This window comes from Vibrio gazogenes, assembly GCF_023920225.1.
Lineage (GTDB): Bacteria > Pseudomonadota > Gammaproteobacteria > Enterobacterales > Vibrionaceae > Vibrio > Vibrio gazogenes.
In genome coordinates this window covers 175,585-201,344 of record NZ_CP092588.1, presented here as the reverse complement: position 1 = coordinate 201,344, position 25,760 = coordinate 175,585, and the positions used below count along the sequence as shown (strand labels likewise).

Here is a 25,760-nt window from a genome sequence, read left to right as displayed (position 1 = left end):
CAAATCAAGATGATGAGCCCAAGGAATCATTCATAAAGGTGAATACATATAGTTCACGTCGGCATGACACAACGGTCTGTCGCACTCAAATTGTCACAATTATTATCAGGGAAAAGAGGGAATTGATATGGAACATGACAGCAAACCCGGCTTAAAACGAACGCTAGGGAAATTTCATCTCTGGGGTATCGCGGTAGGACTCGTCATATCTGGCGAATACTTTGGCTGGAGTTATGGGTGGGCACAAGCTGGCACATTAGGCTTTTTAATTACGACATTTCTAATCGCAACCATGTATACGGCGTTCATTTTTAGCTTTACCGAACTTTCCACGTCGATCCCACATGCTGGCGGACCATTTGCTTACGCCTATCGTGCATTCGGTCCGGTTGGCGGTTACATCGCTGGCTTTGCTACGCTGGTAGAGTTTGTCTTTGCTCCACCCGCGATTGCGATGGCTATTGGTGCTTATTTGAATGTTCAGTTCCCAACTTGGGATCCGAAAATGGTTGCAGTAAGTGCTTATATTATCTTTATGGCGCTGAACTTGATTGGTGTTAGTATCGCTGCGACCTTCGAACTGTTAGTCACCATTCTAGCCATTGTCGAACTATTGGTATTCATGGGGGTCGTATCTCCAGGTTTCTCTATTGATAACTTCGTAGCCAACGGCTGGGCGGGTAGCAATGAATTTTCTGGCGAAGCAATATCAGGTATCTTTGCCGCCATTCCATTCGCAATCTGGTTCTTCCTCGCCATCGAAGGCGCATCAATGGCTGCTGAAGAAGCAAAAGACCCTAAACGTACGATTCCCGTTGCATTTATTGCAGGTATATTAACGCTAGTCGTTCTGGCAATTGGTGTCATGTTCTTTGCGGGGGGCGCAGGTGACTGGCGTGAACTGTCAAACATCAACGATCCACTACCACAAGCGATGAAAATGATTGTTGGTAACTCTAGCGGTTGGTTACATATGTTGGTATGGCTAGGCTTGTTCGGCTTGATAGCCTCTTTCCATGGCATCATCATGGGTTACTCTCGTCAGATCTTTGCTTTAGCGCGCGCAGGTTTCTTACCTAAATCACTAGCCGCGGTAAACAGCAAATACCAAACACCTCACTGGGCCATTCTTGCCGGCGGTATCATCGGGATCGCCGCCATATTCTCGGATAACCTTATTGTTATCGCAGGACAACCTCTGACGGCGAACATCGTCACCATGGCGGTATTCGGTGCCATTGTAATGTACATTGTCTCAATGCTTGCATTATTCAAACTACGTCGCCTTGAACCGAATCTAGAGCGTCCATTTGTAGCACCGCTATTTCCTTATGCGCCGGCAGTAGCGCTTATCCTTGCCGTACTGTCTTTGGTTGCTATGGTTTACTATAACTTCTTAATCGCGGTTATCTTCGTCGTACTATTCGCGTTAGGTTTTGTTTACTTCAAAGCAACACATAGTTCAGATGCCATGCAGGAAGGCAATGAAATGCTTCAAGTTCCAACTGAAGCCTAGTCATTGCTATTTTCTCTATGTAATCAATAAGACTTAATCAAACTCAAAAGGCCGATTCAGTCATATCAACTGATATCGGCCTTCAGGATAACAAATCGTCAAGTGTGTTGCGTATTGAGGCTCTGCCAACATAGCGTTATATTGATATTCTCAATGAACAACTCCCCGCTCACGACTCCTTGCCAAACATATTATTCTCTTGTTCCTGAACCCGAATAAACGTTGTACGTTTGGTGAGTTCTTTCAGGTTGGCGGCTCCGACGTAGGTACAGGTTGACCGGACGCCACCGAGAATATCCTGAATGGTGTCTTCGACACTGCCCCGGTAAGGAAGTAGCACCGTTTTTCCTTCAGCAGCTCGATACTGCGCGACGCCACCGGCATATTTGTCCATCGCGCTCTTGGACGACATGCCGTAAAACTTCACATAGCTTTCACCATCCTTCACCACGATATCACCACCGGATTCGTGGTGTCCGGCTAACATCCCGCCGAGCATGACGAAATCCGCACCGCCACCGAACGCTTTGGAGACGTCTCCGGGACAGGTGCAGCCACCGTCGCCGATGATTTGCCCGCCTAAGCCGTGAGCAGCATCAGCACATTCAATAATCGCCGACAATTGCGGATAGCCGACACCGGTTTTGACTCGGGTGGTACAGACCGAACCTGGGCCAATCCCAACTTTCACGATGTCTGCACCGGCAAGAATCAGTTCTTCGGTCATATCACCGGTCACCACATTCCCGGCGACGATCACCTTATCAGGTAAGACACGGCGAACTCTTTCCACAAACTCCACCAAATGCTCCGAATAGCCATTGGCAATATCGATGCACACAAACATCAAGTCTTCACTCAAAGCGAGTGTGGCTTGCATTTTGGTAAAATCGGCATCGGACGTACCAGTGGAAACCATGACATACTTGAGTGTCTCTGCATCGGCTGTCTGCACAAACGCTTGCCACTCTTGTAGCGAATAGTGCTTGTGGATCGCGGTGATTACATCATATTTCGCCAAAGCCTGAGCCATGCCGAAACTACCGACGGAGTCCATATTGGCAGCAATAACGGGCACACCACACCATTGACGCCCACTATGCTTGAAGGTAAACTCGCGGGTTAAATTAACTTGGGAACGACTTTTCAGGGTAGAGCGTTTCGGCCGAAACAGTACATCCTTAAAGCCCAATTTTAATTCTTGTTCGATACGCATTTATCTTTTCCTTAATTGATTCACCTTGTGCCTCAATGTCGCAGTGCGATGATTCTGACGTTGGCAGACGCCAGTTTCTTTGATTATCGGACACAAAAAAACCGGAGCGTTGGCAGACGCTCCGGTTTTCAACATTATAGGCATCACTTTATTTCCTGCAAGACTGATATTGTGCTTTTTTTTATGCTACCATCTGAGAGATTGCATACTTGAAAAACCGTAAACGGAATGCCTATTTTATTTCTATAATCAGCTGTTTATTCGCAATTCCTCTCAATTTTTCATTGACAGTTCTTAGCGCTATCAAATCATTACATCATTCACATTTACTTTTGTGCACTCTGCGTAAAAAACCTACAAAATCTCATCATCAATACAGCATCTGACATCTAGATTTGCTACAGTAAGAAAACGCTGGCAGGTTTTCTCCCTCTTTGACTTTCTCATAACCGCCTCACAAAAATAAATACCAATAGAATCACCTCAGAGATCGCATGGAGTGCAGGATGGAATCGACCATTTCTCTGACCATAGCAGTGTTGCTTCTACTTAGTACGATACCTGTTCAAGCGATTGCCGGACCGGATGCGAACTATTTTTATCAAAGCGCCGGCATCACGAAATCCAAACACACAGGTTCAGAAGACGCTTGGGTCACACAATACGGCTATAACTATAATCTGACATCAACCATTGGTTTTGATCTAGGTTATGCCCAAAATTCAGGTCACCCGGACCCAATGATTTCACTGTCGTCACAATTCCCTCATCAACCAACCTTGTATTATCAGGAAATTTTTGGTGGCGCAGTCATTCAACACACCGTATTCGATGTTGCTTGGATATACGCAAAAGGCGGGCTGAGTTTAACAAGAGCAGGGAGTGATCCGGCAATGAAGACATTACTGCCTGACATCGAAGCAAAAAATATTTCGCCTTATTTGACTCTCGGGGCAACCATCCCATCCGGGATCGCATCAGGCTTAGAGCTGAATTTTGAGATTTCCTATCAGGAACAAGAACAAGATGCGATCACAAGCCCAGTATTCTTGCTGGGAACCCATTACCGCTTCTGACAACGATCGTTTTATTTGATGAGACTGATATGTTGAATCAATCGATGATTCAGTGGTTCACTAACTGACGTAAATGAGGGAGTAAATCGCTGGCAAGCAGCCCCCGCTCACCATACGATTCTGAGTTTTGATCCGCAGCCATGCTGTGAATGAGGACCCCCAGTTGAGTGGCTTCGACCAAAGGTAACCCCTGCGCGATCAGTGACGTGATCACACCCGACAGAACATCGCCCATACCCGCGCTCGCCATACCGGGATTTCCAGCCATACAGACCGAAATCTGCTTGCCGTCATACACCAAGGTTCCCGCACCTTTCAGAACAACAACGCCACCATACTGACGATGTAGTGCCTGCACACTGGCATACCGATCTGCTTCAATCTCTTCAACTGAAACTTGCAACAGTTGTGCAGCTTCGCCCGGATGTGGCGTGATCACCCGCAACGGATCTTGATTCGGTTGCTGCATCAAAAAATACAAACCATCGGCATCAACTACTTTTGGTTTCTCAATATTCCGGACGGCTTGATAGATAGCAAAAGAAGTCTCATCTCGTCCCAGCCCCGGCCCAACGGTCATTACATCACACCATTGTAGTCGTCGTTCAATCGCCTCCGGTTTGTCCCAACAAGCACTCATCACTTCTGGAGCACTCACCAATAAAGGCGTCACATTATGTGGATGACATAGAACTGCGGTCATCCCCGCGCCGCATCTGGCTGCCGCCATCGCGGCCAAGATAATGGCGCCACCCATACCGTCATTGCCACCGATGAGCAATGCTTTGCCATGCGTTCCTTTATGTGAAGTGGCAAGCCGTTTGGGTAACATCTGACCCGGCATTTTGGTGTGAATCGCCGTGACCGTCGGATGATTTTGTTGATCGAAGGCATCTTCAACCCCCAACCCGGCAAAGTGCAGTTCGCCGACATACTCCCGTGATTTTCCGGTCACTAACCCTTGTTTCAACCCAATAAAACTGACAGTGTGTTCTGCAATGATCGCTCCGCCCAGCACACTACCGGTATCCCCGCATAAACCGGAAGGAATATCAACGGCAATCACAGGCTTCATACTTTGATTGAGTGTTTCAATCAATGAGAGCACGCCCGGCCGAACCGAACCACTGAGCCCGGTGCCCAGTAAGGCATCAATCACCACATCGACACTATCCGGGACGCGATCTTGAGGCTCTGAGACATTGCCCCCATGGTTTTGCCAATGTTCGTAGGCCATCCGTGCATCACCGGTCAGTGTCTCAGGATCACCGACTTGCCAGACTGTCACATACAATCCGATTGATTTCGCCAAGCTCGCAACAATGTAGCCATCGCCACCATTGTTACCGCCACCACAACAAATGAGCCAGTGCTCAGAACTGGGATATTGTGCCATCCCTATCGCGAAAACCGCCTGTCCGGCACGTTCCATCAGACTGTACATTTCCAGTCCTTTGGCACTCGCCGCTTTGCATTCACCAATACGGACCTGTTGGGTCGAATAAAAAACATTCGTCATCGTCATGGGAGAATTCTTTTATCTTTTGAATTGAGAATCTAACACTCACATCGCTGGACTATCAGTGCCTCTGCGGTTGCATCCTGAATCGACAGAAAAACCGAATTGACCTCACCAGTCGGTGTTCTCATTGGGTTAAGGGTTACATTCTGGTACATAAAATCGCACTGTTGCGTCACAGGACGAACATTACGGCATTTAAATAAATAGGGCCGTTGTTGCCAAGTAATAAAACTACGACAACCAAGATGGTAAACAGGTTTCGTTTTTAATTTAAACCAATCCGGTGGAATCTCAGGAAAAACCTCAAACAATGAACGACCAATCACTTCGTGGGGTTGTTTGCCACTATGGTGGGTCATAAAACCGTTCCAGACCTGAATTTCATAGTTTTTATCAATCACGATCAGTCCGAGATCAACGTTTTGAACCATATCCACCATCCAGTGAAACTGTTCAAATTCAGCAGGCAGAGTCATGACTAAAAATCCTCCATCAGGTAGGCCAGTTTGTTATCCAAGAGCGGTAGAGACTCATCGACAAACATAAAGAGCAAATCGCAACGAATGCCCGTACCTTCAATGTTGTAGCTGACCTCAAAGGTCATCGTTTTATGGAACGACCCCGCTGTCGAACGGATCACGGACTCAATCGGAATATGTTGCCCGAGTAATACGGGGGAGCTTTGGAAAAAACGAATTTCTGCCTGTCCACCGAGACCATTGAGGAAAGAGCCAACCAAAATGTTGGACACATCCATCAGGAGCTCAAGCTCTTTCAGATCATCACTTTCAGCCGGAATATTCATTAATCGCTTCAGTCCAGAGACACTGGTATCACTTAAAAGCACCAATGCTTCACCGGCAATGCCTTCCCCACTGAATCCCTGACAAACCCCAGAGACCTGATCATTATCGACCAGATCCCGCAGTGCCATGTGTAGTTCACTAACTTCAAAGATATTGACATTGGGCAGCGGCAATTCGACAAACACATCAAAGTAACGTGCTAAGGCATCCGCAGCCCGGCCGATAGACACATTGGCAACTTCCATATAAATATCGCGACGCTTCAGGATCGGATACTCGATCTTTCCCGGAGTAATGACCGCCGGTTGAGTGGGCGGTTCGACCAGCTCACTGAGCACTTTTTTCAGCGCATCGGTTGCAATCGGTTTTTGGATAAACGCTTTGGCTCCCAGGCCGAGAACACGTTCTTGCGCTTTGGGCTGAATATCACCGGAAACCACGATCACCGGAGTTTGGTCAGCCGTCTCCTTCATCGCTTCTAGAGTGCCGAAACCATCGAGTTCCGGCATAGTCAGATCTAAAAACATCAACTGAAAAGACTGTTGTTTGAGCTGCTCCAACGCGTCTAAACCGTGAACCGCAAAATGCACTTCGGCATTCAGGAAGGCTGGTAATGATCTCGCAATTTGCTTTCTTGCTAATGCTGAGTCATCACATATTAATACTGAAAACGCCATAATCGGCCTTACCTTTTTCTTTCATCATTAAAAGTGTATACGGGAATTCAACATCTACAGACACAAAGCGATAAAGCGCTCAAAAACAGACAAATCTTTAATGCGTTTTGTGACCTGATGGTACAACTTATACTGTCGGCCATAATGTCAGAGTGACAATCCGCAGTAATACTGCTAGCACAACCAACGCCACACCAAAACGATAATGACGATACTCTTCAATCGTCATTGGAATACGTTTAAAGAACATTGTAGCAATGCCTCGCCAATCCTGACTTCTTTTACCGTAACGAATCATACTCATGACAATCAGAATGATTCCCAGTGTCAGCATTGATTTCTCCAGCCAAAAGAGTGTAACGACCATGTTGAACCCCTTGTCGGATGTAAAAGTTTGCGAAAACGAAGTGTGACAGAAACAGGAGCAATGTTTCGAGTCCTCTACACTGCTCTTTTTTCAACTATAGCCTATTGAAATATAGTCTATTGAAAGAATTCACCATGCGGCTGTAAACCAACAGCGATGAAGAAACCCTATTCAAAAGCAACATACTGCAACTTTTGAATAGGGCTCCCGCACCTGATGTTTTGCTTTACGCTGAAAGCTACCCTTCCCTTTCTTCGGCTTTTCGACTCGCATCTTAAATACCGGACTGGTAACCAACGCTTTCAGTGCATTATCTGTGATAGTGCCACGTTGAATCTCAACATCATCAGGCTGATTAACCGTATGATTTCTCTTTTCTCTTTTCATTTGAAATACTTCTCTTATGGTGGTGAATAAAAAAGCAACGTATTGTGAGCCATTGTATTGACATGTCAATTCGTTAAAAGTAAAAAAGTGTATTTTATGATTTCATTAAAAATAATGATGTAACAATGAAAAGAAAATCTCAGTAAAATCTAAAATGATCAAAAATATCAGAGACATTTACGTTTAACCGTAATATTTGATTGACAACCCCTAAGATTACACTAAACTCACATAAGGCTAGGAAGCAGTTCTTTGTTTACCATAACGTCTTGTTGGATTTTTGTAACTCCCCGGTCGTTCTGTACGCAATAGCAATCTACTTTTCCACGCTAGAATGGCCGGTATCGGCTTAGTTTTACTTTGATTTACCAGGAATATATTATGTCTAACACAGTGACTGGCACTGTAAAGTGGTTCAACGAAACTAAAGGTTTTGGTTTCATCCAACAAGAAAATGGTCCCGATGTTTTTGCTCACTTCAGCGCTATCCAAGGTGACGGTTTCCGTACCCTAGCTGAAGGTCAAACTGTTGAGTTTGTCATCTCGCAAGGACAAAAAGGCCCTCAAGCTGAAAACATTAAAGTCCTATAATTAAATATTTTAGGCAAGAATCTTTTAAAAATAGCCAGCGTTGTATGCTGGCTAATTTTTTGTCTCAACATTTTGGTTTCAAGAACCGTTCAGTATCCATCTCACGCTGAGATTGTCATTCACAATTCCGCCTCAGTCAATATCTTCGCTTAGCACAACTCCTGCTTTCATCGTTCACGGGGCTCGCTCTTCTCATCCACTCACTTAGCCATTAGAATGGACAAAAAACTGCCTTCATCTTATGCAAAATTTTCCGATTACAACCCTGTCAACACTTGCCGAAATGACCATCGATCTTGCCAGTGGTCTCAATGATGAAAATCGATTCAACCGTTTGTTGGAGACAATACGCAAGGTCATCCCCTGTGATTGTGTCGCCCTGATGTCCCGCCAAGGTGATACGCTGATTCCTTTGGCAATGCAAGGCTTGACCAAAGACACGCTCGGACGACGCTTTATGATTGAAGAGCACCCTCGTTTCCAGCAAATTTGCAGAGCCCGTCAGGCAGTCCGGTTTGATGCCAATTGTTCACTTCCCGACCCATTCGATGGGCTGCTGCTACACCACGACGGTGATGTTCCGATTCATTCCTGTATGGGATTACCGCTGATTTTTGACGAAAAGTTACTCGGTGTACTGACTTTGGACAGTTTGAAGACCGGTGTGTTTACGCATATCCCGGCCCGCCATTTGGAAGTGCTTTCAGCGATTGCTGCATCAACGCTAAAAATGGCGCTGACTTTTTCTCAGTTAGAAACACAAGCCCGTCAGACACAACAGCGGTTGCAAGAACTGAATGAGGAAGGCTGGGAAAGAGACCGTAGTGATATCATCGGTACCAGTCGTGTGATGCAATCAATGCATGATGAGATAGACATCGTCGCTTCATCCGATTTTAATATCCTGATTTTCGGTGAAACCGGTGTCGGCAAAGAACTGGTTGCCAGACGGATACATCATCTGTCAGCCAGAAAACGACAACCGCTGGTTTATGTCAATTGTGCTGCAATACCGGAAAACCTAATTGAAAGCGAGTTATTCGGTCACATTAAAGGCGCATTTACCGGTGCCGACAGAAACCGACTCGGTAAATTTGCACTGGCCCACGAAGGCACTCTTTTTCTTGATGAAATTGGCGAGCTTCCGCTTGCAGCTCAGAGCAAGTTGCTTAGAGCATTACAAAATAATGAAATTCAGCCCGTCGGTCAGGATCGTGTGCAACACATTGATGTCCGAGTGCTTGCGGCAACAAACCGCGATTTAAAACAAGAAGTAGAAGCCGGTCGCTTCCGGGCAGATTTATACCACCGTCTCAGTGTTTATCCGATTCATGTTCCACCGCTCCGAGAACGCAGAGGTGATGTCAGTCTGCTAGCTGGTTACTTTCTTGAACAAGCCAGAAGAAAGCTTGGCATCACCCATCTGAAACTGGCACAAGATGTTCTCGATTACCTGATCCAATATAACTGGCCGGGGAATGTCCGGGAAATGGAGCATGTAATCAATCGAGCGGCTTTGAAAGCCAGAGCCAGTCAGCCCCAACAAACACTGACCACAATTACATTAACGGATGTCGGTGTTTTAGAAAGCTTGCCCATCAATACGCCGGAGATACTGGACAATCCTGAAGTGAAAGCATCTACACACATTGCTATGAGTGGCGGGCTCAGGCAGGCAACCGATGATTTTCAGCGACAACTGGTGAAAGAAGCATTAATTCAGTCAGATTATAACTGGGCGCAAGCCGGCAGATTACTCCAAACTGATCGGGCTAATCTGACTCGGTTAGCAAGGCGGCTAGGGATTCAGGTTAAGAAAACGCACAAATTGGAGATGTAATATCAGGCAATATCAGATACATCATGTTAATGAGTTGGTTCGGTTTGATTGGAGAAGTGTTCATCGTAGATGTGCATGAAATCAGCCCGAATCAACTGTTCAAGCTCGTGAGCCCGCTCAGTCGGGCAAAAAATCATCACATGGACTTTCTGCTCACCGGTTACAGTGCTGCTAATGTGAATCATCGGGTCCGCACTCGGCAAATCCACCCCGGCATGTTTCTCAATCATCAGATTATAACGACGAGCGACTTCAATAAAATGCTCAAAATGGACTTCGATTTGCTTGCGGAACTGGGGAAGCATCGTATATAAGTTCACGAAATCACGCACCACGATTTCAAAATTATGAAACACATAGCGCTTCATAAAATTCAGGTTTTTCACTGGGTAGGTAAAAAACATACTGTTGGGCAGTGTCGCGGTTTTTCCGGTGTAATGGTAAAGCCCCCCACTCAAATCAATCTCTTGAATAACGGTCGCCATCATATTGTGTTCAATCACTTCACCGCATAACGAACCGACTTCAATCCAGTCACCAATCCGAAAAGAGCGAGAGCTTGCCCGTTGAATCGAACCGGTAAAGCATAAAATGATCTCTTTTGATGCCACAACAATCGCAACCGCAATGGCAGTCACTGACAAAGCAAATTCATTGATTTCTTCTTTCCACAAGAAAAACCCGATAATCAACAGCGCGGCAAACGTACCATTCTTGGTCTGAGACATCCACTTACGCTGTTTTTCGGTAATAAATGCACCATCACCCCGAATCAAAGCAAGCGCAGTACGGCGAATCATTAGAATAAAACCAATGATAATGACGCTAAACAGTAGCTTATGGGACAACAGATAATCCAGCACGTTGTTTAAATAGTCCATGCATCTCTCTCACAACCAAACATCACAAAAACAGAATTGATTTTTTGAAGACTCTGTCTGCGTATTCCCGTCATCGATAAAAACAAGACCTTGGTTTGAGTCAATCCATGCCGCTTCGTAGATTGCTCAATCTTATCGATGATTCAGGTATATAATGACTGCAAGTTTATCTGAGTTTTTTCATAATGTAGAGTAATAAACCCTAAACAACTGACACACTTCAAAAGACGAAAGTATCCCAAAGAGTCAATAAATCATCATGATACTGTGCGTTGATGCCTACTTATCCACGGTAAGTCAGTGCAGTTTTTTCCGCTATTTTCACAATAACTTTCACCGCCTGTTCCATTCCTTCAATAGTCACAAATTCATGGATACCGTGAAAATTATAACCACCGGTAAATAAGTTCGGACACGGTAAACCTTTGAAAGAAAGCTGCGCACCATCCGTACCGCCCCGGATTGGTTTGATTTGCGGTTCAATCCCCAAGTCACTCATTGCGCTTTTGGCAATTTCAATAATATGTAGATTGGATGCAATCACTTGCTTCATATTGGCATAACTATCCGTAATTTCGAGTTCGACCCGGCCGCGATGTAATTGATGGTTGAGAGTACCGACCCAATCTTTCATCTGTGCTTTTCTGCACGCTAACCCTTGCTGGTCAAAGTCTCGCAGTAGATAGGTCAACTCACTACGGGCAATGCCCATATTCGCCGAGGATAGATGGTAAAAACCTTGGTACCCTTCAGTATGCTCCGGTGTCTCATCGGTGGGGATCATCATCTGGAATTGAGCCGCAATATTCATGGCATTCACCAGCTTGCCTTTTGCAGTTCCGGTATGGACCGAAACACCATAACAAGTAACATGCGCCGTTGCTGCATTAAAGTTCTCATACTCCAAATCACCAACGGGTCCGCCGTCAACCGTATAGGCCCACTGAGCCCCGAATTTTTCAACATCGAACAGATCAGCCCCACGGCCAATTTCTTCATCGGGCGTAAAGGCAATACAAATTTCACCATGCGGGATATCCGGATGTTCCAGCAACACTTTCATGGCCGTGATGATCTCGGCGACACCCGCCTTATCATCTGCGCCCAAAAGCGTATTCCCATCGGTGGTGATTAAATTGTACCCATGCAGTTGGTGTAATTCTCGGTATTGAATCGGAGACAACACTTCATCTCCCCGCCCCAATGCAATATCTCCCCCCTGATAGTTTTCAACAATCTGAGGAACAACTTTTTTACCTGAAGCATCCGGAGACGTGTCCAGATGCGCAATAAATCCGATCGGTGGTATCTCACCGTCAACATTTGCCGGCAGTTTAGCCATGACATAACCATGAGCATCCAGTGTTACATCACTAAGCCCAAGTGCTTGCAATTCATCATATATTGCCTGTGCTAATTTTTTCTGCCCGGCCGTGCTTGGACAACAATTCCGGTATGGGTTGGATTGTGTATCAAATGACACATAATGCAGAAAGCGATCTATCAGACTTTCCATAACATAACTCTCACTGGTTAAAGAATGAACACCCCACAGTGTTGCCATCAAATATGGCGCCTTTCATACTAGGGCGCTCCGTCCAGCTAGATGTTGTTGTAAATCAGTTTTTGCGCATTCAGCTTTATCAATATCGTTAATACCTAGCCTAAATCAAACTATCGATTCAATTTGGTATGATTATCCCTGTCAAATCATGACTAAAATTATTCATTAATAACAGTGGGTTATATTAAAAAACACAAAAACATAACAAATAAATTTGCCGAATAAGCAATCGTCAACTAGATTTAAAGGAACTCAAAGTTCCCTTCGCTTAACACATATAAACGCGCCATTTATACCTCTCGTTGCTTATCGCCCGAGAGGTATTTTTCTTTAGTCTTGCTGTTCACATTTTCAAAAAACACAACACCATCGCTTGCGCTGATGCACTTAAAAATTACATTATGATCACTTTTTTGCATCATTTTCATATCATCTTGTTAAGTAGGCGACTCGATTTGAATACAGAACCATCGGTATACTAGGGGCTGTTGATCTTTCGTGGTTGAATTTTGTTCAATCTGAACGGGTATTGATCGCGGCGCGGGGCATGCCGCTTAGCTATCCTAAGCAAATGACCCGTAACAAAGAGCAAAACACGTTCAGATGAACCCTCTGAGCAGCATTTGTCGCTCATTTATCCAGCGTTAGGTCATGGTTCATGTAGATCGCTACACTTCACATGACCTGCCTTGGCTAAATGCACGACAAATTGCTGCAAAAACCATCACGAAAGGTCAACAGCCCCTAAAAACTATCGGTAGGATTCTGGAGACTCTCAATGAAGAAACTGCGTATCGATATTTTATCGGATCTTGTCTGTCCTTGGTGCTTTATTGGTTATACACGATTGGAGAAAGTTCTTGCACAACTCCGCATAGATAAACATCTTCAGCCTGAGATCCACTGGCATCCTTTCGAACTTAACCCGACTCTGCCTGCGGGCGGTGAAATACTCAATCAGCATCTACAAACAAAATATCAAATGACTGCACAACAACGACAGCTGAGCCAGCAAAAAATAACGAAGCTTGGCAATGAGTTGGGGATTCATTTTCAGTTTACAGCGGACATGCGCATTTATAATACACGCAAAGCTCACCAGTTAATGATGTGGGCCGCTCGCAGTCAACAGCAGACACCATTTCAGAAAGCACTTTTTCTGGCTTATTTTCAGGAAGGACAAATCATGGATGATACTGACACACTCCTCGATATCGCCGTCGCTCAGGGGTTAGATCGTAGAGATTGTCGGCGGGTACTCACTGACCCGGGGTGGTCGTCTGCGGTGGTGCAAACGGAAAAACAGTGGCTAGAAGCTGGCATACAGGCCGTCCCGGCAATGATTATCGAACAGCATATCTTGCTGAATGGCGCTCAGCCGATCACTGAGCTCCACGACACACTCGACGGCCTGATAGACACGCTCCCGTCACTCCATTAAACGTAACGCTCACCGGCACTCACAGTGGAGTTATCTTACTTACCACGATTCTCTGCCACAGCAGCAAATGCCTGTGCGACTAGCTCAAGATTATGCGCATTCAATCCAGCCAGACACATTCGTCCGCTATCAATCAAGTAGATACCATGCTGTTGCCGTAATGAGTGCACACTCTCGACAGAGAAACCGGTATAACTGAACATCCCTTTTTGCTGAATCAGAAAATCAAAGTCTTGCTCCGGAGACAATGCCTGTAAACGCTGGTGTAGCTGCTGACGCATCATTGCGATCCGTTCACGCATAGTGCTCACTTCTGCAAGCCACCGGGCGTTTAACTCAGGGTCATTGAGCACCCGGGACACCAGTACCGCACCATATTTCGCCGGGCTTGAATAATTACGTCGAACGGTGGCTTTCAATTGTCCCAACACATTCACCGCTTCTTGCGCGTCATGACAAACAACGGACAGACCACCGACCCGCTCCCCGTACAGAGAAAAGATCTTTGAAAATGAGTTACTGACAAAAAACGAAACCGATGTCCGTTCAGCCAAGGCTCTCATGACATAAGCATCCTGAACTGTATCTTCACCAAATCCCTGGTAAGCCATATCAAAAAATGGAATCAACTGCCGCGATTCAAGAATATCGATCACCTGATCCCACTGTTCCGGCGTCAAATCAACCCCGGTTGGGTTATGGCAACAGGGATGTAACAAGACAATATCCTTCGCCGGCAATTGTGATAGCGCCTCAATCATACCGCTGAAGTCCAGCATCCGCGTTTCAGGATGAAAATACGGGTAACTACCGACGGCAAAACCTGCCCCTTCAAAAATTGCATTATGATTTTCCCAAGTCGGATGACTCACCCACACTTTTGATTCAGGAAAATAACGATGTAAGAAGTCAGCGCCAATCATGAGTGCACCGGATCCACCCAAAGTCTGGATAGTGGCAATTCTCTTGTCATGAACCGCCGGATGTTCCGCACCAAAGACTAAAGTTTGAACCGCTTGCCGATAATCGTCAATCCCTTCCATCGGCAAATAAATACAAGGTTCTCTATCCGCTGAGAACCGTGCTTGCTCTGCCAGACGGACACTCGGTAAAGTCGGAATCTGACCTGCTTCATCATAATAAAGACCAATACTTAAGTTCACTTTATCAGGGCGACTATCCGCCATAAACGCTTCCATAAGGGACAGAATTGGATCCCCCGCATAAGGGGTAATATGATGAAACACGTCACTTCTCCTGTATTGGCAATAAAACGGACTGTCCGACTTGATCGATGATCGGCTCTGTCAGTGATTTTTAATTATGTTGGTTTTCTTTAACGTCATGATTGAACAAATCGAGCAATCTGTTCAATCAAGGGACAGATCATCTAATGAATCGGAACCCCGGCATCTGCGGCATACTGACCGAAATATTGTTCTAATATTTCGGGCGTCAGTTCCCCTTTTGCTTCTAATGCTTTCAACTTTTCTACAATAGCTTTCTGTTCATCCAAAGAAGGCAGCTTGGCTTCTTCCTGACCACCATCCTGTTCCGCCAATGCAGCGAGTTCTTGTTCAAAATCGTTCATACATTACCTCTGTTTATTGTCTGTCACAGGCTAACTTTTGCGAGTGTACACGGCTCTCGATAAATGCTCCAGCCGACAACAGGTGCCTGTCCCTTAAACAAGCATCCTTCAACATTTAGAGCCTGAAACCACCGACTAAATGATCCAAACGTTCAGAAAGGGTTTTCAGCTCGCGACTGGCTTCTGCCAGTTCCTCTGAGGTTGTTGTCGTCAGTTCATTAATCGCATTAATTTCTTCGATGTTCTCATTGATGCTTTGTACCGCGACCGATTGCTCTTCAGTGGCTGTCGCCACCTGTGTATTCCTATCGGTGATTTCGTAGATTCGCTCTGAAATCTGGCGTAATTGTTCCACGGTACTTTCAGCAGCCGTCACCCCTTCTTGCGTTCTCTCTTGTCCGGCATGCATGGCCTGCACTGCATTGGCCGAATCACTTTTCAACTGCGTCATCATCACTTGGATCTGCTCCGTTGAATCGGCTGTCCGGCCAGCAAGATTACGCACCTCGTCAGCCACGACCGCGAAACCTCGGCCTTGCTCTCCTGCGCGCGCAGCTTCAATCGCAGCATTCAGTGCCAATAAGTTAGTCTGATCAGAAATCTCATGAATCACAGCCAGAATCGAACCGATGTCCTGCGTTGTTGCAGCCAGTTTTTCAACCACTTGTGCAGAATTTTGCATATCCTCAGCCAGTCGGTGAATCGCATCTTTAGCCTGATTCACCACGACCTGACCCGAGTCACAACTCACCGATGCATCATTGGCAGTTGAAGCGGCTATCGCAGCATTCGATGCAATTTCACTGATGGTTGCCCCCATCTCATTCATCGCAGTCACCACTTGGATGGTCTGATCACGCTGGTTCTGACTGTTATCATGTGTCAGATGGGCTTTCTCCGCGACCACTTGAGACTCATATGACAAAGTCCGGCTCGTCGATGCCACTTCCTGCATCGATTGATGAATTTTCTCGATAAAATCATTAAAACCGAGTGAGAGCTGAGTGATTTCATCATTGCCGACTATCTCGATGCGCTGAGAGAGATCGCCATCGCCTTTACCGAGCGCAACAAAACGTGCCGCAATCTGCCGAATCGGTTTGGTAATGCTATTTGCCAGCAACACACCCATAAAAATCAACAGCGCTGCAATCACTACCGTGCCCAGCATCATATTTTGCGCAGCATGATTCATTTCTGCATAAACTTCACGCTTCGGTACAGACGCAATGACGTACCAGTTCATCGATGGGATGTATTCACTCGCTACAAATACATCTTTATCTTGGTACTGCGTTTCAATCAGATGAAAACCATCCTTACCAAGTAATTCCGCAGCCTTAGCACCATAAAGATTCGACAATGTTTGAGCCGACTGCGCCTTGTCCGGATGAATTTTCACATTGCCTTGCGCATCAGTCAGAAACACAAAACCAGAGTCTTCAATCCGAAATCCGTTAAGCAGGTGTACCATGTCATCCATCGACTTTGACATCCCGGATAACGTCCCGTTTTCAACCGATTGATAGTTGGCAAACATCTTCACATCACCGTTCGCTTCTTGGAACATACTCACCATTGTCGGTTTTCCGGACGCAACGAACTGATAAAACCATTGATCCTGTTGATGATTGAGCTGGCGTAAAAATCCTTTTTGGTTCCAGTAATAGGCTGTTTTGCGGTTCGCAACGGAGGCATCATTCAGATGATATTGCTGTTTGAGGTTATTCAATTGTTGAATTAATACTTTTTCTGACTTTGGGTCAAGATCGGTTGTATCAATCGTTGCTTTGACAAACTCATTATTTGCAAGCTGCTCCGCTGCCAACAATAGCTCCGAAACTTCTCGGTCGATTTGATGGCGAATGCCATCCAAAAACGATGGCATTTCAATATCCACCAGGCGATGTTCCAACACCGCTCTGGACTGGTATTGAGTCATCCCGCCCACCACTACAGTTGATGCGAGTACAGCAAATGCCATACTCCATATCACTTTTTTCTTAATACTCACTGTATCGAAAAACATAACTACGGCCTTCATTATTTTCACGGCTGCCCGCTGTCGCAGCAGGTGTGTCAAACACTCGCTACGAGGTGATGCTATGATTGAAAAATATTGCCGGACACGTTACCGAACACATAGCAAAACGGACTGCGGGCCGATTTATCATTCAGACTTTGAGGTTGAAATTATCAGCAACATACGGTGCAATACGCCCTCAAAGTTCATAGATTCTGGCTGAGATTTGTGGTGCGGGCTTCGCTCCGACAAATATCAGCAGTGTAGTATACTTCATCGCCTCAGTAATAGTGAATGGCATACCTAATACTTTTATTAGTTTTAAGCCGCCATTCAACACACAACTGAAGCTATCTATCGGAAAAAGTGAACTTTTCTGGCTTTTGTTAAACTAATCGAGAAGTCGTTGAGCCATCTCACAACAAATGTTTTATCAATCCCAAAAATTGGAGCAATACGGGTCATGCAATCAGCAACCGCTTTTCAACAGTTACAACACTACTTAAACAGTCAGATTATTGGTCAGGAAGCACTGGTGAGACAGGTGTTGGTCGCTTTGCTGGCCGATGGACATATTTTGGTTGAAGGCCCGCCGGGGCTGGCGAAAACAAGAGCAATCAAATCACTGGCCGACAGTATCGAAGGGTCTTTTCATCGGGTTCAGTTTACACCGGATCTGTTACCGGCCGATTTAACTGGAACAGATATCTTTCGCCCGGAAACGGGGGAGTTTCAGTTCCAGCCCGGCCCTGTTTTTCATTCACTGCTGTTAGCCGATGAAATTAACCGTGCACCGGCCAAGGTGCAAGCCGCCATGCTTGAGGCGATGGCTGAACGACAGGTAACGGCAGGCCGGAAAACTTATGCACTCCCCAAACTTTTTTTGGTGATGGCCACTCAAAACCCGATTGAACAAGAAGGAACTTATCCGCTGCCTGAGGCGCAACTGGACCGTTTCTTACTCCACCTCCATGTTGATTATCCCGATGCAGAGAGTGAGCTGTCGATTCTGCGTCTCAACCGTGGTGAGGCACAAGGCGTTAAACCGCAACAGCCGAACAAGCTGTCTCAGGAGGATATTTTCAGTGCCCGGCAAGCCGTGCTGGACATTCACATGGCAGAAAGCATCGAGCAATATATCGTCCGTCTGGTGATGGCAACACGACAGCCAGAAAAATATGACGATAAACTCAAACAGTGGCTTGAAATGGGCGTCAGCCCCCGGGCAACCATCGCTCTGGATCGCTGTGCCCGGGCAAGTGCCTGGCTTGCGGGACGCGACTTCGTCAGCCCTGAAGATGTTCAAAGCATGGCGTTTCCTGTGCTGCGTCACCGTCTGCTGCTGAGCTATCAGGCGCAAGCCGAAGGCATTCATCCGAATCAGATTATCAACCATATTCTGTCTCTGGTTGGCAGTGCCTGATGACACCAAAACATCATGATTCAGCAGAAACGATGAGGGATGAGGATGGAACTGCCCGCTAATAGTAATGGCGTCACTTTATGCCTGGAAGAGTTGCTGGTGTATAAACAGCATTGCGCTGCTTGGCTGCCACCAGCGAAAAGCTTGTGGTCAACCATGTCAGGACAGTATCAAAGTCGTCGGTTGGGCCGCGGGATGGATTTTTCTGAAGTGCGCCGTTATCAGCCCGGTGACGATATCCGTACCATTGACTGGCGGGTAACAGCCCGGACCGGGAAAACACACACCAAGCTTTTCAGTGAAGAGCGAGAAAAACCGGTGATTCTCTATATTGATTTAAGTGCAACCATGCATATGGGGTCCCGTTTACTCCTGAAGTCGGTTCAAGCAGCACATATGGCAGCGTTACTGGCATGGATGTCTCTTGCCCAGAAAGATCGCTGCGGGGCCTTAATTGATTTGGGATATCGACTGATCGACATAAAACCCAAAAGTCACCAACCCGGTGTATTGGCACTCCTGCAAACAATCATTGACAGTCACCAAGAACAGTTACAGTTCAGTCAGACGCCAATCAACGATGCCGGAGCAGCCGTATCTTCAATGTCAGAGAGCCTGACTGCCTTGAATCGCTTGTCACCCAAAGGGAGTGACGTGATTATGATCAGTGACTACACCCGTTATAACGATGACCTCAAACCGCAATTTAATCAGCTCCGTCGCCACAATCAGGTTCGGATGATCCATATTTATGACCCACTTGAGCAGGGTGATACTGATTTTCGGGGCATTGAATTCGTCGCTGACCAACAACAAAGCCGGTGGCTTAATTTTTCAGCAAAGCAGACTCGGGCAGGGATCAGAAAAGCCTTTGAATCTCAGAAAGATAGGCTAGAATTACTCTGTCGGTCTTTAGGAATTCCCTATACTCGACTTTCAAGTGATTCACCTTTGCTGAAACAACTATCCGGAAGTTATTAAATGGCACAATCGATCTCAGATTTACTTGACCTTCAGCCCCTGCACCTACCGGACGCCCCTTCATGGTGGCCGCTGGCCTGGGGTTGGCTAAGCCTCATCGGATGCGTGATCGTGATCGTACTACTGATCACTTGGCTCATTATTTGGAAACGCAAACGCGTTGCCCCAAAAAAAGTAGCGTTACGATTACTGCAACCCTCGCATGGTTATGTCACACCATCCGATGCAATGGAGTTGGTCAGACAAGCATGTCTGAGTTACTTCCCTCGTCAGGAAATTGCCCATTTAACCGGACATGACTGGTATGCCTTTTTAGATGAACAAATCAGTAAACCGCTGTTTATTCCCAATGAATCCCAGTGGCAAAAGGTGCTGTATCAAAAATTAAAATCTGAACCATCCCAGCAACATCTGATTGATGATTGCCTGACTTGGGTACAGGAAGCCTTGCCGCCAAAGAGAAGAAGAAGGAGATAATCTTTGGCACATATTGAATTCATTTGGTGGTGGATGCTATTCCTCTTACCGCTACCATTGTTGGTGACTAAATTACTGCCACCGCATCGACAACCGGCTGCGATCCAACTCACTTATCTCCCGACAGAAGGTAGCCTGACCAAACCCAGCCATTGGTTCAGCCAATTGATGGCTGGTGCAATTTGGGTCGCACTGGTCGTTGCCTGCGCCCGTCCGGCTTGGTTTGGAGACCCGATCACCGTTCAACCGAAGCATCGCGACCTGATGCTGGTCGTCGATTTATCTTACTCGATGAGCCAGAAAGATATGAAAGACGGTGATGACTTTATTGATCGCCTCACCGCGGTGAAACAAGTTCTCGACCGGTTTATTGAAAAGCGGCAGGGTGATCGGCTGGGATTGGTACTCTTCGCCGATCACGCCTATCTGCAAACGCCGCTGACTTTTGACCGGGAAACAGTCCGCCGGCAGTTAAATCAGACGGTTTTGAAACTCATCGGTACAGAAACGGCGATTGGAGAAGGTATTGGACTCGCGACAAAAACCTTCATTGACGGACAGGCACCACAAAGAGTGATGATTCTGCTCAGTGACGGCACCAATACCGCAGGGGTTCTGGATCCCATTCAAGCTGCCCAAATCGCGAAAAAGTATCATACAGTCATCTATACCGTCGGGGTTGGTGCCGGAGAGATGGTCGTGAAAGATTTTGTGTTTACCCGTAAGGTCAATACCGCCCGTGACTTAGATGAAAAGACCCTCAAACAGATTGCTCACATTACCGGTGGAAAATATTTCCGCGCCCGGAACAGTCAGGATTTGGCAAACATCTATGACACCATTAATCAGTTAGAGCCCGTTCAACAAGCCAGTCAGACTTGGCGTCCTCAAAGCGAATGGTTCATTTATCCGCTGGCGCTGGCCTTAATGCTTTCATTTATTCTGGTGATCGTCAGGAGAAATCATGTCTGATTTTGTATTTCTCAATCCGATCTGGTTGATCGGACTCCTTCCTGTGGCACTGCTGCTCACATGGCTGACCTTGCGTAAAAAACAGCAATCCTTGATTGCACCGCATATTGCTCAAGCACTCGGTCTGTATCATGAAGCGACGTCTACGTATAAACTGCTTCTGCTGGCGCTGTGTTGGACGATAGCGATCGTGGCACTTTCCGGCCCGAGCTTCGAACGTCAGCTCCGCCCGACCTACAGCAATACCGCAGCCCGGGTACTCGTGATGGATATGTCCCGCTCGATGTATGCCACCGATAATCAACCCAGCCGACTCATACAAGCGCGCTATAAAGCCGTTGATTTGCTAAAACGCTGGAAGGAAGGCGTCACCGGATTGGTCGCCTATGCGGGAGATGCCTACACGATTAGTCCCATGACAACCGATACCGCGACGATTCTTAATCTGCTCCCCAATCTGTCTCCCGAGATCATGCCGTATCAGGGTGCGGATGCCGCCCGCGGTGTCAAACAAGCGATTCAAATGATGAAAGATGCCGGACTCCATCAGGGAGCAATCATTTTAATCACCGACGAATTAGACGCCAATGAGCGCCAAGAGATTACCGATCTGCTGTCCGGTACTCGCTGGCAATTGGCAATTTTAGGCATGGGTTCACGTTCCGGAGCACCGATTCCAACCGAAAATGGTGCACTGCTCAAAACAACACAAGGGCAGACCGTCATTGCCAAAGCCAACTTCAATGAGATGAAATCATTGGCACAATCAGTACACGGCACTTTTATTTCGGTTCAGCTTAATAATCAGGATGTCGATACACTGGTTGATGCAACGCAAATCAATACCGCCGAACATCAAGCCTCTGGCAAACAACAAGTGACAAATCGGATTAATCAGGGCTACTGGCTCATTCCGCTTTTGCTGATTCCGGCCCTGATGATGTTCCGTAAGGGATTAATTTTTGGATGTCTTGCCGTGGTGATTTCAACCGGAACAGTCCCCCGGGCACAAGCATCACCGTGGCTGAATCACAATCAGGAAGCCAAACATCTCTTCGATGCACAGGATTACCAACACGCCGCCCAACAGTTCTCTGATCCGGACTGGAAAGCCGCGGCCTATTATCGTGCCAAAGATTATCAGCAAGCGATTGAAACATTATCATCAATCCCGTCTCCGACACCGCGTCAGCAGTATAATTTGGCCAATGCATACGCCAAGCATGGTGATTTACAGAAGGCGATCGATCTGTATCAGCAGGTTCTGGCGCAAAATCCTGACAATCAGGATGCACGTCATAACCTTGATGTTGTGAAAAAAGCACAGCAACAGCAACAGCAACAGCAACAGCAACAGCAACAGCAACAGCAACAGCAACAGCAACAGCAACAAAAAAATAGCAACACTGCGACGCAAAACCAATCTTCATCACAACAACAGCAGAATCAGTCACAACAGAAACAGTCTCAAAAAGGACAGTCACAAACCGGCAAGTCACAACAAGATCAGGCCCAGCATCATCAGTCGCAGCAAAAAAGCCAAAGCCAAAGCCAAAGCCAAAGCAAGCCATCAGAACAACATCGCGCCCAGCGTCAACGCCAAGATGCACAATCCAAAGACGAGCAAGCGCAAAACAATGCGACAGCCAAACAATTTCAGCAACAAAAGGCAGCAAACCATCAACCGGATCAGGCATCACCATCCCAAGCACAGCAGCCCCCCTCAGATCCTGAGTTCCGTAAATTGGAACAGGTTGAAAATGCCAGAGATCCCAGCCGTCTGCTGCGAGCAGAACTGATGCTTCAGGCTGAACAGAAAGAACCACCAGAGGACAATCACAAATCATGGTAAACAGACCCCGGCACTCGCTTCAACGTATATTCTGGATCCTGTTCATCGGCCTGATGGTCAGCCTGAGCACTCAGGCGGCTACCTATGCGACTGTCAGCAAGAATAAAGTGACCCTGAATGAATTATTTCAACTTCAGATCATCACCGATCAAAAAGCCTCCGGTGACGATGTGAACTTTGAAAAACTCACCCCCGAGTTTTTCGTCAATCGCCCCAGTTTTGGCACATCCACCAATATCATCAACGGTCAGCGCAGCGTTCGGAGTGAGTGGGATGTTTCAATTGCAGCAACGCGTACCGGGGTTGTAACCATCCCCAGTTTTGAAGTCAATGGTGAAAAGACCCAGCCCATTGCCATTCAGGTTGTCCAGGACTCGACGTTACCGAATGATAATGATCTGATAGAAATTCATTCAACCCTCGATAAAAAAACACTCTACCCGGATGAAAGCACGCTATTACACGTCAAAATGATGGTGAAGGTTAACCCTCGTCGCCTTCAGGATACCAAGATCACACCGCCGTCAGTAGATGGCATGAATTTAGAAGCCGCCAGTGACTCAGAGCAACACCGCGAGATTGTGAATGGTTTGTCAGTCACCGTGGTACAACAGACATTCAGAGTGACGGCCCAAAAGCCCGGCCGTTTCACCGTCACTGAACCTCAGTTTCGGAGTACCTTGCTCTATAGTGGCATGAATGGCGAAACCAAGGTGCTGACACTCAGTACGACCGCCAAGCAATTCCCGATTCAGGTCATAGCAAAACCGAAAAACTATCAAGGCGTCTGGCTCCCGACCTCCAGTTTATCCCTCACGCAGCAATGGACCGACAGCCAAGGCAAACCGATCACCGATAGTCGTGCCGCCCTCAAAGTCGGTGATTCAATCACTCGGATACTTGAACTGAAAATCAAAGGCGTGAGTCAGGATAAAATCCCCGACCTGCAAATCAACTACCCGGACAGCGTACGTGTCTATCAGGAAAAACCGCAATATAAAACACTGGATAACGATGAGACGGTGATGACGCTGAAACAGGTACTCATCCCCAATCAATCCGGCCAGATCACGTTACCGGGAGTCTCGCTTAACTGGTGGAACACGCAGAAACAACGCCAACGGCGAGCAATACTCACTGGCTTGACACTCAATGTCGCCAAAGGTGCGCCAGTCGATACCGTGGTTTCGCTGCCACAATCAGCAACAAAAGCATCGGTCGCGCCTCAGGAGATTAAAGTCAAAGATCCCGGCATCTGGCCATATCTCACAGCCCTTTTTGCTGTCCTGTGGATTGTAACCTCTGGCTGTTGGCTCTATCGGATTTGGCAGACCAAACGCTCAAAGCCGGTTGAAACACCGAATTTGCCAACCGAAGCCGGGCATCTGTCGCTGAAAGAGGCATTAAAGCAACAAGATGGCATTCGAATTCAGCATCTGGTACAAGTTCAAATCGCTGAGCTGGAACTGTCTGCGGCAGAGAGAGCAGCCATCGACAATGAAGTGAGTCAACTTCAGGCTTCGATCTACTCATCTCGACAAGAAGCCTACGATCCCAAACCGTTGCTACACTTGTTAGCCGAAGCAGAAAAACAGCACAAGAAAACCAGTAAAAAGCAGAAAAAAACCTTACCGGAACTTTAAATCCACCGGTTCAATGATTCAGAGGCATCTCCGCTCCGGCATAGCACGGGGCATCACGGAGATGCCCTCGTCAACGCTCCCCTGACACCGATTCGTCATCAACCTGTGACCAACACCGATCAATCATATGGTGTGGCTTCCGCCAGATCGCTTTCCGGTGTATAACTGGCCTATGTCACTTGCCTGTCTCATTGGGTTCAGGCAATGACTGACCACCTCACGATCAATAAGGAACTCAGCGTATCCATGCGAACGAAATTTTCCACCCTTGTACTGATAATGTTCATCGCATCTCTGAGTTTTTCCGTTGCTGCACAAGTTGATCGTGTCACTGTCGATAAGTCCAAGCGGCGTATCTATCTGCTTGAGCAAGGACAGACGATCAGAACGTATCGCATTGCCCTCGGGAAATTTCCGCAAGGCCCGAAACATCAGGAAGGCGATCAACGGACACCGGAAGGTGACTACGTGCTTGATGCCATCAATCTCAATTCCAATTTCTATAAAGCATTTCACATCAGCTATCCGGCTGCCAAAGACATCGCCTATGCGAAACAATACGGTTTGAACCCCGGTGGCGATATTCACATTCATGGTTTGAAGAATGGCTATCAACGTCATCCGGAGTTTATTCAAAGTTTTGACTGGACCAATGGTTGTATTGCCTTAACCAATGAAGAGATGGATGAATTTATCAGCTTGGTACCGGTTGGCACCCCCATTCATATTGCATGGTAATAGCGGTGTAAAATAGAGAGAGGGAATGCGCAGCGTGATTGTTAATTGCGTTCTGTTTGTATAAACGGATTGTATGAACGGGTTGTATAAGCTGAGGTTGTATAAACTGAGATTGTATAAACTGATCGTATGAAGGGTGCATGAATATCCGACATGGTTCACCGACTTCCCGAACA

General features: G+C 46.7%; 23 protein-coding genes. 12 read left to right on the top strand and 11 right to left on the bottom strand.

The window, feature by feature from the left end; translation table 11 throughout:
- Positions 1–127 precede the first annotated feature (127 nt).
- The gene (gene eat, locus MKS89_RS16525) at positions 128–1,516 is read left to right on the top strand and encodes an ethanolamine permease (protein ID WP_072954473.1); all 1,389 of its coding nucleotides are present in this window, start codon (positions 128–130) and stop codon (positions 1,514–1,516) included.
- A gap of 169 nt (positions 1,517–1,685) precedes the next feature.
- Here eat and MKS89_RS16520 read toward each other — a convergent pair whose 3' ends face one another.
- On the bottom strand, positions 1,686–2,732 hold the full coding sequence (locus tag MKS89_RS16520; protein WP_072954470.1) for a GMP reductase: 1,047 nt from the start codon (positions 2,730–2,732) through the stop codon (positions 1,686–1,688).
- 506 nt (positions 2,733–3,238) lie between these two features.
- Here MKS89_RS16520 and MKS89_RS16515 point away from each other — a divergent pair.
- The gene (locus MKS89_RS16515; RefSeq protein ID WP_072954467.1) at positions 3,239–3,808 is read left to right on the top strand and encodes a hypothetical protein; all 570 of its coding nucleotides are present in this window, start codon (positions 3,239–3,241) and stop codon (positions 3,806–3,808) included.
- 49 nt (positions 3,809–3,857) lie between these two features.
- Here MKS89_RS16515 and MKS89_RS16510 read toward each other — a convergent pair whose 3' ends face one another.
- The 5 genes from MKS89_RS16510 to MKS89_RS16490 all read right to left on the bottom strand — a co-directional run bounded on the left by MKS89_RS16510 (position 3,858) and on the right by MKS89_RS16490 (position 7,567).
- Positions 3,858–5,333: a bifunctional ADP-dependent NAD(P)H-hydrate dehydratase/NAD(P)H-hydrate epimerase gene (locus tag MKS89_RS16510; protein ID WP_072954464.1), complete on the bottom strand. Its 1,476-nt coding sequence runs from the start codon at positions 5,331–5,333 to the stop codon at positions 3,858–3,860.
- Between the two features lie 32 nt (positions 5,334–5,365).
- Complete coding sequence (locus MKS89_RS16505; protein ID WP_072954462.1) at positions 5,366–5,806, bottom strand: PAS domain-containing protein; 441 nt, start codon at positions 5,804–5,806, stop codon at positions 5,366–5,368.
- A gap of 2 nt (positions 5,807–5,808) precedes the next feature.
- Positions 5,809–6,813 (bottom strand): response regulator, encoded by a 1,005-nt coding sequence (locus tag MKS89_RS16500; RefSeq protein WP_072954459.1) that lies wholly within the window; start codon positions 6,811–6,813, stop codon positions 5,809–5,811.
- Between the two features lie 127 nt (positions 6,814–6,940).
- Positions 6,941–7,180, bottom strand: coding sequence for a hypothetical protein (locus MKS89_RS16495; protein ID WP_072954457.1), 240 nt, complete (start codon positions 7,178–7,180; stop codon positions 6,941–6,943).
- Between the two features lie 171 nt (positions 7,181–7,351).
- Entirely contained in the window at positions 7,352–7,567 is a 216-nt protein-coding gene (locus MKS89_RS16490) for an alternative ribosome-rescue factor A (RefSeq protein ID WP_072954454.1), read from the bottom strand.
- A 381-nt stretch (positions 7,568–7,948) separates the two neighbouring features.
- Between MKS89_RS16490 and MKS89_RS16485 the strand changes: the two genes are divergently transcribed.
- Positions 7,949–8,158: a cold-shock protein gene (locus tag MKS89_RS16485; protein ID WP_027694422.1), complete on the top strand. Its 210-nt coding sequence runs from the start codon at positions 7,949–7,951 to the stop codon at positions 8,156–8,158.
- 241 nt (positions 8,159–8,399) lie between these two features.
- Positions 8,400–9,998 carry a nitric oxide reductase transcriptional regulator NorR gene (gene norR / locus MKS89_RS16480; protein WP_072954451.1) on the top strand — a complete coding sequence of 533 codons (1,599 nt, stop codon included), beginning with the start codon at positions 8,400–8,402 and terminating at the stop codon, positions 9,996–9,998.
- 26 nt (positions 9,999–10,024) lie between these two features.
- On the opposite strand, the gene MKS89_RS16475 is transcribed toward norR, so the two are convergent.
- Both MKS89_RS16475 and pepT read right to left on the bottom strand, forming a co-directional pair.
- Positions 10,025–10,879, bottom strand: coding sequence for a mechanosensitive ion channel family protein (locus MKS89_RS16475; protein WP_072954448.1), 855 nt, complete (start codon positions 10,877–10,879; stop codon positions 10,025–10,027).
- A 283-nt stretch (positions 10,880–11,162) separates the two neighbouring features.
- Complete coding sequence (gene pepT / locus MKS89_RS16470; protein ID WP_072955082.1) at positions 11,163–12,395, bottom strand: peptidase T; 1,233 nt, start codon at positions 12,393–12,395, stop codon at positions 11,163–11,165.
- A gap of 826 nt (positions 12,396–13,221) precedes the next feature.
- Between pepT and MKS89_RS16465 the strand changes: the two genes are divergently transcribed.
- Positions 13,222–13,884: a DsbA family oxidoreductase gene (locus MKS89_RS16465; protein ID WP_072954446.1), complete on the top strand. Its 663-nt coding sequence runs from the start codon at positions 13,222–13,224 to the stop codon at positions 13,882–13,884.
- A 35-nt stretch (positions 13,885–13,919) separates the two neighbouring features.
- On the opposite strand, the gene MKS89_RS16460 is transcribed toward MKS89_RS16465, so the two are convergent.
- The 3 genes from MKS89_RS16460 to MKS89_RS16450 form a co-directional block, all read right to left on the bottom strand.
- Complete coding sequence (locus tag MKS89_RS16460) at positions 13,920–15,131, bottom strand: amino acid aminotransferase (RefSeq protein WP_072954444.1); 1,212 nt, start codon at positions 15,129–15,131, stop codon at positions 13,920–13,922.
- A 143-nt stretch (positions 15,132–15,274) separates the two neighbouring features.
- Complete coding sequence (locus MKS89_RS16455) at positions 15,275–15,475, bottom strand: chromosome partitioning protein ParA (RefSeq protein ID WP_072954441.1); 201 nt, start codon at positions 15,473–15,475, stop codon at positions 15,275–15,277.
- Between the two features lie 115 nt (positions 15,476–15,590).
- Complete coding sequence (locus MKS89_RS16450; RefSeq protein ID WP_072954439.1) at positions 15,591–17,504, bottom strand: methyl-accepting chemotaxis protein; 1,914 nt, start codon at positions 17,502–17,504, stop codon at positions 15,591–15,593.
- 457 nt (positions 17,505–17,961) lie between these two features.
- Between MKS89_RS16450 and MKS89_RS16445 the strand changes: the two genes are divergently transcribed.
- The 7 genes from MKS89_RS16445 (at position 17,962) to MKS89_RS16415 (ending at position 25,584) form a co-directional block, all read left to right on the top strand.
- Complete coding sequence (locus tag MKS89_RS16445; RefSeq protein WP_072954436.1) at positions 17,962–18,921, top strand: AAA family ATPase; 960 nt, start codon at positions 17,962–17,964, stop codon at positions 18,919–18,921.
- A 39-nt stretch (positions 18,922–18,960) separates the two neighbouring features.
- Positions 18,961–19,902 carry a DUF58 domain-containing protein gene (locus MKS89_RS16440; RefSeq protein ID WP_072954434.1) on the top strand — a complete coding sequence of 314 codons (942 nt, stop codon included), beginning with the start codon at positions 18,961–18,963 and terminating at the stop codon, positions 19,900–19,902.
- Complete coding sequence (locus MKS89_RS16435) at positions 19,903–20,379, top strand: DUF4381 domain-containing protein (RefSeq protein ID WP_072954432.1); 477 nt, start codon at positions 19,903–19,905, stop codon at positions 20,377–20,379.
- A gap of 3 nt (positions 20,380–20,382) precedes the next feature.
- Positions 20,383–21,351, top strand: coding sequence for a vWA domain-containing protein (locus tag MKS89_RS16430; RefSeq protein WP_072954430.1), 969 nt, complete (start codon positions 20,383–20,385; stop codon positions 21,349–21,351).
- Positions 21,344–23,203 (top strand): VWA domain-containing protein, encoded by a 1,860-nt coding sequence (locus tag MKS89_RS16425; RefSeq protein ID WP_072954427.1) that lies wholly within the window; start codon positions 21,344–21,346, stop codon positions 23,201–23,203. The genes MKS89_RS16430 and MKS89_RS16425 overlap by 8 nt, the downstream gene beginning before the upstream one ends.
- Entirely contained in the window at positions 23,197–24,846 is a 1,650-nt protein-coding gene (locus MKS89_RS16420; RefSeq protein WP_072954424.1) for a BatD family protein, read from the top strand. The genes MKS89_RS16425 and MKS89_RS16420 overlap by 7 nt, the downstream gene beginning before the upstream one ends.
- A gap of 279 nt (positions 24,847–25,125) precedes the next feature.
- Complete coding sequence (locus MKS89_RS16415) at positions 25,126–25,584, top strand: L,D-transpeptidase family protein (RefSeq protein ID WP_370737042.1); 459 nt, start codon at positions 25,126–25,128, stop codon at positions 25,582–25,584.
- The last annotated feature ends 176 nt before the right edge of the window (positions 25,585–25,760 follow it).